The organism is Embleya sp. L77 (assembly GCF_055557415.1).
In genome coordinates this window covers 1-8,348 of record NZ_CM145709.1, presented here as the reverse complement: position 1 = coordinate 8,348, position 8,348 = coordinate 1, and the positions used below count along the sequence as shown (strand labels likewise).

The following is an 8,348-nucleotide window of genomic DNA, read 5'->3' as shown; positions in this document are numbered from 1 at the left end:
AGCGGTCATCCGGCGCAACCGGGCGATTCGACATGCCGAGTCGGCGTCTCGTTTCGAACCGCCGACGCGGCAACGATCCGTTCGCGGAACCCTGCCGTGACCCGCACGTCGCCGCCGAGCGCATTGCGCATGCGGCCGATCCGGGTGGCGGTCGGCAGCGAATACCCGACATGGGCAAGGAAAACGATGTCCATGCATTTTCCGTATCGATCGGGTCGACAAACGATTCACCGCGGATTCGGGTGGTGTGGCGCTCCGTGAATCTCGTCCGATCGCCCATTCGGTGTGCCCGATGCGGATGGGACATCGGGTCGAAGGGCTCCTCGTCATACCGGCACCGGTGACGGACGGCTCCTCGGCCCCACCGCGTGACGCACAGCGCATCCGTGCCCGATCGAACCATTGGCGCGGCCGAAGCATCCGCGGGCAAACGTGCGCGCGATGCCGACCGGTTGAAGTAGCGGAAGGAATTCACCCGTTTGACCGGGGCAATCCCGCGGTGCCTCGCGTGTCCCGCCGGCGGGACACGCGAGGGTGTCGACCACACACACCGGAATCGGAATCCTTCCCAGCCGGCGGGTGGGGACACAGTTGATCTCCTCGACGAGTTTCATCGCGGGAAATCCGGTGGTGGGCCCCAATACTCATTCCACGGTTCCGTAACGCGGCTGCGGTGGCAGGCCGGGTGGCGCGAGCCCGGGCGAGTGGGGGCTTGGCCAGTCGGCATGGGTGGCGCCCTATCCGACTCTGCTCCCCTGCGTCGCCTATCGCGGGCGGAAGGTCACCGCGCCGCGGCTCCGGGGCCTCCTCGCGTTGCTCGCGGGCGATCTGCGGGTGGGTTGCAGTGCCGAGCGGCTGGTGGCGGGTCCGCGAAAGACCTGCGCGTGCACGTAGCAACCGCACCGCACCAAGGAGAGCGGATGAACCCCACCCACGCCCCCACGCGTCCCGGAGGTCGGCGCCGGCACCGGATTCCATGCCGCGTTGATCGCCGAGCTGACCGGCGCCACCGCGCACACCCGGGACGCCGCCCGGGTGAAGTAGGCATCGTACGCGGCGAATGTGGTCAGTTCGAGGTCCGTGAGCCACTTGCACGCGGACTCGTAGCCGTACAGTCCGGGCACCACCATCCGGACCGGACAGCCGTGTTCGAACGGCAGCGGCTCGCCGTTCATGCCGACCGCGAGCAGCGCGTCCCGCCCGTCCATGGCGACCTCGACCGGTGTGCCGATGGTCATTTCGTCGGCGGAGCGGTTCTGTGGGTAAACCGTGTCTGTCGGTCCGCCGGCCCACCGGCCCCTCTACGAGATGATTGGTAGGGCCGCGGGGCCTTTGTTGAGAACGCCCGGGTGTGTTGCACATAGCCGGGTGCGTCTAAAGGCCCGAACCTTGTTTGTGCTGGTCACGGGCTTTTGCCCTGGTCGCAGGGGTGGGGTGGCGGCCCTACCGTCCGGGTGTGTGTGGCCGGGTGGTCCGCGGGTGGTGCCGGGTTTCGGCGAGGTGGTCGATGCGGACCGCGTCGAGGCTGGTTCTGGTGATGCGTTCGGAGCCGTCGTCGATCGCGGTGATCGCGGCTTGGCGGATGAGGCGGGTGAGGCTGCCGATCCGTCCGGCGGTGCGGCGGTGCAGATACGACGCGAGGCGGGGGAGTGTCCCCGCGCGGTGTGCGTTTCGGGTCGAGGGCGGTTTCCACGCCGGCGATCAACTCCGTGAACGGTTCGCGTGTGCCGAGCCGCGCGGGGAACGCCCCGCAGTCGATCAGTGAGGCCCGTCCGGCGAGTTGCGCCCCGCGTACACCCGCGAACAACGGTGTGGCGGTCACGTCGATGCCCGCGTACACGAACGTCGCGCCGATGCGTTCGGTGAGGTCCTTCAACAGATCGGCGGTCTCGGCGCCGGTGGTGGTACGCGGGTTGAGGCGGTGGATCTCGTCGATGAGGACCAGACGGACACCGGCCCGTTCGTACGTGTGGCAGACGGCCTCGGTGATCTGTGCCTGCGTCATCCGGGCCGTGACGGGGACGCCGAGATGGCGGGCGAACTCGGCGGCCAGGGCCTTCGCGGTTGCGCCCGGTGGCACGAGGACGTACGCCACCGGCACCCACCCCTCCACCCCTGCACCCCCCGCGCCGCGTCGGGCGGCCTCCGCGAGGTGGCAGGCGCGTCCGACGTGGAGCAGCGCGGTGGTCTTCCCGGCCGCGGTGGGACCGGTCACGATCAGCGCCGGTCGGGCGGTGGTCTGTTGGTGGCGGCCCAGGATCATCAGCGTGCGTACGTTGGTGGCGAGGGTGTCGATGGTCGGGGTGCGGACGGTCACGAACGCGGAGTGATAGGCCAGGCGTTCCTCCCGACTGCGTGGCGGGGCATCGGGCTGGGGCGGTGTCGGGGCCGGCGCGGCCACGAAGTTCCGCCAACCCTGCCAGGTGGTAACCGGCCGAGATTGTTCCGTCGCGTCCATACCCTCACCACTCGGGCCGTCGCCCGAGTGCACCCCGAGGCTCACCATTTCAGGGCCTCCTCGTGGGCGTCGTAGAGCCCGTAACCCGGGTACGGCGGTGCAGGGGAGCCGCAATCGTGTTCGTCGGTGTCCGACCCCGGCAGTGGGGACGCATCGGGACTGTCGTCGAGTTCGTCGAGGCTCTCCTCGCCCTTCCCCGGGACGGTGTCGCCGGCACGCTCCGGCCCTTCGTGCACGGAGCGTGCCGGCGGAGGAATCCGGGTGGGTGTCCCGCGGGCGAGGAGGCGTTGTTCGGTGCGGGTGGCTCCTCCGCTGCGAGCACGGCGCATGAGTTGGTCGAGGGCTTCCTGTGGCGGAGCATTGCAGTGGTGGGGTGGGTTGATGGTTCGTCTGGGGTTTCGTGTGTTGGTTGAGAATCCAGCGGGTGGGTTGGTGGTTTCGGGTTGTGGTGGCGGGGGTTTCTTGGGGCCTACCCGGTGGTGGTGGCCTGGGGTTTCGTAGTTTCGTGAGAACGATCCGGGTTTTCTCGGTGATGTATTGATGCGTCGTAAGGTAACCGCGGGTTTTTGCGGGGGTGTCGGTGTCGGTGTGGGTGGCCCGAGGTGGGTGTCGGCTCTCATCGGGAGGCGAGTCGTTACCGGTCAGGCCGAGCCGTGGTGGTGGAGCCGCGCCCACAGGAGGTCGTCGGGCGGGACCACCAAGCGGGGGAGTTCGAGGTGGCCGGCGATGTGTTCCAGGGCCCGCGTGTGCCGATACGCGTGAGCCGGCCCGCGGGGTGTGTCCCACGGAACACGGTGGGGGAGTGTGGTGAACGCGCGGGCGAGGGCGACGCTTTCGGGATAGGTCACGACGGTGCGGGCCAGGAGAACGGCCGAGACGCCGCCGGTCGCGGTCAGGGCGGGGTTGCCCGCGGTGAGCCGGCCCAGCCGCCTCTGCCAGCGCCGTGCCAAGTGGTGCCCGCGGTCGTACCAGCGGGTGGTGACCGCCCCGGCCCAGGTATGCGCGGTCGTGCCGTCGCGGTGTCGTGCGAGGCGTCGGTGGGCCCGGTAGGCGAGGTCGATCTCGGGTAGCGCACCCGTGTCGAGGGGGTCCGGCAGTCGGGGCTCGTTCGCCCAATACCGGTGGCGGGGACACCACATGCGGTCCGCGGGCGGATACGTCCACGCGACATCGCCGGCTCCGCGGGTTCGGTGTCGTACACACACCGGGCAGGCCCGGACGGGTTGTTCGTCGGTGTCCAGGACGCGTACCCGCGCGCCGGCCGTCTGCCTCCGTGCCGTGTCCTTGTCTTTGGTGCCGGTGGCCTCCGTCCTGCGGGGCGGCCGGGACGGGCCGGGGGATGCGGTGATCAGACGCGGCAGAGCATGTGCCAAGTGGTCGTGGGGGATCCGGGTGAACACCACCAAGCGCCCTCGCGCCCCGTGGTCGAGGTGGATCTCGACGCGCGGCGCCGCCGGTCCCGGTCCCGTTCGCCCTCCCGGGTCGTGGAGTTCGATACCGAGGCCGTCCAGCAACCGGGGCATCCCCATGCGGTAGGCGCCCGCGAGGCGGCCCAGGTACGAGGCGGTCGACTCGAACGCCACGGGCGCGACCCGTAGGACACCCGAGGGCGGGAGCTGCGGGTATCGCCACGTCGGGCCCGGCCCGAGGTGCTCCCCGCCGCTCCCATCACCCCCGCGTCCCCTCCCCCCGCGTGCCTTCCCGCTCCCGCGGGCCCTTTCGTTCGCGTTCACGGGACGCGTCGCGCCGTCGCGCCGGCGGGCGGTGTGCGCGCCCGAGCGGGGTTGCGGGGCCGGTAGTGCTCCTCGGCGAGGTGGTCGAGGCGCACGGCGTCCAGGCCGCCTCGGGTGATGCGTTCGGTGCCGTCGAGGATGGCGCCGATCGCGGCCTGGCGGATCAGCCGAGCCAGGCTGCCGATGCGCCCGGCGGTGCGGGCATGGAGATACGACACCAACCGGGGCAGCGTTCCCGCCCGATGGGCACGCAGATCCAAAGCGTTCTCCATCGCGGCGACCAAGTCCCCGAACGGCTCCGCCCCACCCACACGCGCGGGGAACGCCCCACAATCGATCAACGCCGCCCGGCCCGCGAGTTGCGCCCCACGCACACCCGCGAACAACGGCGTGGCGGCCACGTCGATGCCCGCGTACACGAACGTCGCCCCGATGCGCTCGGTCAGGTCCTTCAACAGGTCGGCCGTCTCCGCGCCGGCGGTGGTACGCGGGTTGAGCCGGTGGATCTCGTCGATCATCACCAACCGCACCCCCGCCTCGCCGTACACATGGCAGACGGCGTTGGTGATCTGCGCCTGGGTCATCCGGTCGGTGATCGGCACGCCGAGATAGCGAGCGAACTCGGCCGCCAGGGCCTTCGCGGTCGCCGCCGGCGGCACGAGGACGTACGCGACCGGTACCCCCTCACCGCCGCCCGCGCCGCCGCCCTCACCGCCGCCCGCGCCGCCGCCCTCACCGCCGCCCGCGCCGCCGCCCGCGCCGCCGCCCGCGCCGCCGCCCGCGCCCCCTCGCGCGGCGTGGGCGAGGTGGCATGCGCGTCCGACCTGCAACAGGGCCGTGGTCTTTCCCGCGGCGGCCGGCCCGATGACGATCAGGCCGGGGCATGCGGTGACGTCCTGGTGCCGGCCCAGGACCATCAGGGTGCGCACGTTCTTCGCGAGCGCGTCGATGGCGGGGGTGCGCACGACGACGAACCGGGAGTGATAGGCGAGGCGTTCCTCCGGGCCCCGCGGTTCGGCGCCGGGGGCGGGAGGAACGCGAACGGGCGCGCCGACGAAGTCCCGCCAGCCCTCCCACGTGGTCACCGACCGCGGCCTCGCCCGAGCGCCCGCCTCCGCGGCGAGGCACCCGGCCCCGCCGGACACACGCGCCGTCTTCGCCGTCCCCGCCACAGGTGTCGTGGAACGGGCCGCGCCGGCCGGGGAGTTCACCACGACTCCGCCTCGGCCTGCGCGTCATACAGCCCGAACCCGCCCCTCGGCGCGTCCGACGACAGCCCGACGTCCTCGCCCCGACCCTGCCCGTTCGCCTCTTCGCTCTCGTCCGCGTTCTCGCCGCCGGGGTCGGTGTGGGCGAGAGCGTCGAGGCTGTCGCCCCACTCCCAGTCCGAGACAGAGCAGGTCCCCGAGGTCTGCGCAGCCTCGGCCGGCTCCGATGTGGCGCCCGGGCCGCTGCCCGGCGCAACCCCGGAGGGCATTCCCGTGCCGTTCCCGTTCCCATACACGTCGTCCGGCCGGCCAGGCGTCGACAGCCCGGTGGTCAGGCCCGGGAGCACGGCTGCGGTGTCGGGGGCCGTGATGGGGCTCCTGCGGCCCCTCTTTTTCGGCAACGTCCCCGCGGTGTTCCGCGTGCGGCGCATGAGCTGGTCGAGGGCGTCGGCGAGTTCCGCCTCGTGTCGCTCCCGATCTCCGTGTCCGTCGACGCCCGCCCTCACCTGGCGCCACATGCAGTCGTCGAACGGCCGATGGACATGATCACGGTGGATCCAGGGAATCTCCGTCAGCTCCCCGTCGGGCAGGCGGATCCACACCTGGCGGCCGTCGTGGGGATTGTGGTGGACCTCCCACCTGCCCTGCCGGCCGCCGACCCCTGAGGACTGCCCCCGAACAGGGTCCAGGACCTCGTGGTCGTAGGTGCGGTGGTCGATCCGGATCCCGCGTTCGGTGATGCGATGCCACCGCACCGGCAACAACTCGAGATAGTCCCGCCCGGTCAACGGCAGCGGCACGTACCCACACATCGCGATCAGCGCCGCCCACGCCTGATTCGGCGACAACGGGGCACGGGGCAGCACCGGATTGCGCAGACCCTCGTGGGGCCGCCTCTGCCACCCGCAGACGATCCACTCGTCGAGGAAGTCCTGCAACTGCGGAACCGTCCAACACGCCTCGTCCGCCACATCCCGCCCGCGTCGGGTCACGTTCGACCCGGTATACCCGGCCACGTGTTGGCAGAACAGCGTGTTGATCGCGCCGAACGTCCGCTCCACCACGGCCTTCGTGGTCGGCCTGCGCGGCGGCGCGGGCTGCACACTGATCCCCAACGTCTCGCAGGCGGCCACGAAACTCTCCGAGACGAACACCTTCCCCCGGTCGACGACGATCGTCTCGGGTACCACGACCGGCCGCGCCGCCGCACCCTCCAGACGTTCGTCCAACGACAGCAACCGCTCATACGGCACCGCCGCCACCGACAGCTCCAACGCCGCGGGCCACGTGGGCCGGGCGGGGTGCGGCACCGCCATCTCCGCCAGCAACAATGCCGCGTCCACCGCCTTGGTACCCGCCGGACACAACACCGCCGCCAGGATCGACCGCGTCGCCACATCGACCGCGATCGTCAGTTCAGGACGCCCGAGGCCGCCGTCCTCAAGGACGGCCATCACATCCAGGCGCGTGGTGTCGATCTGCACCTGTTCCCCCGGCCGCACCACCCCCAACGGGGCAACCGACCGGCCCGCACCGGTGGCCGTCCTCGCCGGCCTCCCGGGCCGCTCACCGGGATCGGCCAACGCGTTCACCAGCCGGTAGAACGTCGCGGGCGACGGCAACGCCACCACATCCCGCCCGTGCGTCTCCTCCAGAATCTGCCCGGCCAGCACCCGAAGCCCCTTCACCGTGCCCTTCGACCGACCACGCTGGCGCCGCATCGCCTCGAGCACCGCGGCCACCACACGCTCATCCGCGCGCCCGGTCGCGCTCGAAGGACGAGCCGAGCGCTTGTCGACCAACCCCCACAACCCCTGCCGGCGATACGCATGACGCATCCGCTCCACCGTCGTACGCGTCACCGGACCGAACCCCAGCGCCGACATCTCCCGCGCCTTCGCCGCGTCCCGCTGCGCCAACGTCCACCGCGCGGGGTCGTACTCCGCCCGCACCACCACACCCTCCGCCTCACCGGGCAGACACGGCAGACCCGTCTCCACCTCACGGATATGCGGCAACCACGCCAACGCCCGCCGCTGCGCCGCGACCGGCACCGTCTCGAACAAGCCCCACTGCGGCACGCGCGCCGGCGCCCGCCCGCCGACGACCTCGAAACCCGGGTCGGCGAACAACCGCCCGACCAGCAGCGTCATCTCCTGCCCGTCCTCCTGCAACAGGTAGACCCGCTGCCCCTGCACAGCGACCACCTGCCAGGTCCGCCCCCGATAGACGACGAACGCGCCGACCTCCATCACCGGCCGCCCGCCCCGTACCTCGCCCACCGCACTCAACCCCTCTCGAGTCCGGCGGCCCCGGACCGCCCACCGGCCCGCGCGTCCCCCCGCCCACCCGGGCCGACCAGCACCCGCTCGTGCAGCGGCCGGCCGAGATCCGCCCCCAGCCGCCCCGACCACAACGCGTGATACACGGCGGGCAGAACCCGCAGCGGATCACCCACCGACACCGCCCCCTCGGCCAACGGCCGCGGCGCGGCAAACGCCCGACCCAGCAAGGCCCGAAGCTCGGGCGGCCCCTGATACCGGGGATGCCGGTAGCCGGCCAGCCACCGAAGATTCGCCGCGAGAACCGCATCCAACGGCCCGAGCCGCCGATACGACCAGCCGACCATCTCGCACGCCGCCGTCACCACCGCCGCGGCTCTCAACGCCCGTTCACCGCCCGCGTCGGCACGGCCGGGGCAGTCGGCCAGAAGCGCGGTGCCGTTCGCGTACCGGGCGAACACCTGCGGCACCCACGACCGCGTCCGTCCGTCCACCGCGTCGCGCCACAGCAACCGCACCGGCCGCCCCGCCAAACCCACCACCCGCGGATCACGATCCAGGACCATCAACCGGTCGCGCATCGCCGCCGACCCGTGCACGAAATGACCGCCGGTCGTCGCCGACCACCACCACCCCGGCCCCCACCGCCGACTCTCTCGCGTATATC

The 8,348-nt window shown here is 71.7% G+C and carries 5 protein-coding genes and 3 pseudogenes; all 8 read right to left on the bottom strand.

Going from position 1 to position 8,348, the window contains the following annotated elements; translation table 11 throughout:
• Nucleotides 1-5 precede the first annotated feature (5 nt).
• Complete coding sequence (locus ACZOOI_RS00040) at nt 6-194, bottom strand: hypothetical protein (protein WP_465278758.1); 189 nt, start codon at nt 192-194, stop codon at nt 6-8.
• Between the two features lie 842 nt (nt 195-1,036).
• A pseudogene (locus ACZOOI_RS00035) lies at nt 1,037-1,253 on the bottom strand (molybdopterin-dependent oxidoreductase); the annotation flags it as partial.
• Nucleotides 1,254-1,443: 190 nt separating this feature from the next.
• Nucleotides 1,444-2,458 (bottom strand): annotated as a pseudogene (locus ACZOOI_RS00030) (ATP-binding protein).
• Between the two features lie 41 nt (nt 2,459-2,499).
• Nucleotides 2,500-2,694: a hypothetical protein gene (locus ACZOOI_RS00025; protein WP_465278757.1), complete on the bottom strand. Its 195-nt coding sequence runs from the start codon at nt 2,692-2,694 to the stop codon at nt 2,500-2,502.
• 405 nt (nt 2,695-3,099) lie between these two features.
• Nucleotides 3,100-4,191 carry a TniQ family protein gene (locus ACZOOI_RS00020; RefSeq protein ID WP_465278756.1) on the bottom strand — a complete coding sequence of 364 codons (1,092 nt, stop codon included), beginning with the start codon at nt 4,189-4,191 and terminating at the stop codon, nt 3,100-3,102.
• The gene (locus ACZOOI_RS00015) at nt 4,188-5,276 is read right to left on the bottom strand and encodes a TniB family NTP-binding protein (protein WP_465278755.1); all 1,089 of its coding nucleotides are present in this window, start codon (nt 5,274-5,276) and stop codon (nt 4,188-4,190) included. Before ACZOOI_RS00015 ends, ACZOOI_RS00020 begins: the two co-directional genes overlap by 4 nt.
• A gap of 122 nt (nt 5,277-5,398) precedes the next feature.
• A complete protein-coding gene (locus tag ACZOOI_RS00010) occupies nt 5,399-7,681 on the bottom strand; it encodes a transposase (RefSeq protein WP_465278754.1) in 2,283 nt (760 codons plus the stop codon).
• A 5-nt stretch (nt 7,682-7,686) separates the two neighbouring features.
• Nucleotides 7,687-8,331, bottom strand: a pseudogene (locus ACZOOI_RS00005) (TnsA-like heteromeric transposase endonuclease subunit); the annotation flags it as partial.
• Nucleotides 8,332-8,348: the final 17 nt, after the last annotated feature.

Excerpts from the sequence above, each read along its gene's own strand:
- ACZOOI_RS00040 (WP_465278758.1), bottom strand. The coding sequence starts at position 194 with ATGGACATCGTTTTCCTTGCCCATGTCGGGTATTCGCTGCCGACCGCC.